The sequence below is a fragment of the Bradyrhizobium sp. 17 genome, from assembly GCF_023073515.1.
Lineage (GTDB): Bacteria > Pseudomonadota > Alphaproteobacteria > Rhizobiales > Xanthobacteraceae > Bradyrhizobium > Bradyrhizobium canariense_D.
In genome coordinates this window covers 1-739 of sequence record NZ_JADPJQ010000115.1, presented here as the reverse complement: position 1 = coordinate 739, position 739 = coordinate 1, and the positions used below count along the sequence as shown (strand labels likewise).

At 61.7% G+C, this 739-nt stretch carries 1 pseudogene; it reads left to right on the top strand.

Features of this window, described 5'->3' with window-relative positions:
• Window positions 1-634 (top strand): annotated as a pseudogene (locus tag IVB13_RS24970) (MFS transporter); the annotation flags it as partial.
• Window positions 635-739: the final 105 nt, after the last annotated feature.

Here is a 739-nt window from a genome sequence, read left to right as displayed (position 1 = left end):
GGACGACAGCCGCAGGGGCTCCGTGTTCGGAATCCTTCGCTTGCCGAAGGTCGGCCTTGGGATGATCGCAGTCGCGTTCTTCTTCATGGGGCAGTTCGCGCTGTTCACCTACGTGCGCCCATTCCTTGAAGCGGTCACTCACGTGAGCGTATCCACGCTTTCCTCGCTGCTGCTGATCATGGGCATCGCCGGTCTCCTGGGGACCTCCTTCATCGGTCTGCTCCTGAAGAACAGGCTCTACGGTCTTCTGATCGCGATGCCGCTGTTCATGGCGCTGATTGCAACCGGACTCATCTTGTTCGGAGGGGCGGTGCCGGCCGTCGCGGCACTGCTCGCCGGGTGGGGGTTGATCGGCACAGCCGCGCCCGTCGGCTGGTGGACCTGGCTAAGCAAGATGCTGCCCGACGATGCCGAACGTGGCGGAGGGCTCATGGTCGCCATCATCCAGTTGGCGATCACTTTGGGGGCCACTATCGGCGGCTTCTTCTACGACGGCAGCGGCTACCAAAGCACCTTCAGCGTTAGCGCCACTATCCTTTGTGCCTCTTCGCTCTTGGCCTACTGGGCATGGCGTGCAAGTTGCCGATCGCCCAAGGATGAGGCCGCTGTTGATCGCCCGGCTTTGCATACATGAGAAACATTCATCGTGGCATTCGAACCGCTCGCAAGAACTTGCGTACAGTTTGGGAATTGATCGGCAGCGGAACCGCGCCTGCGACCGCACCCGGGCCAACCCACC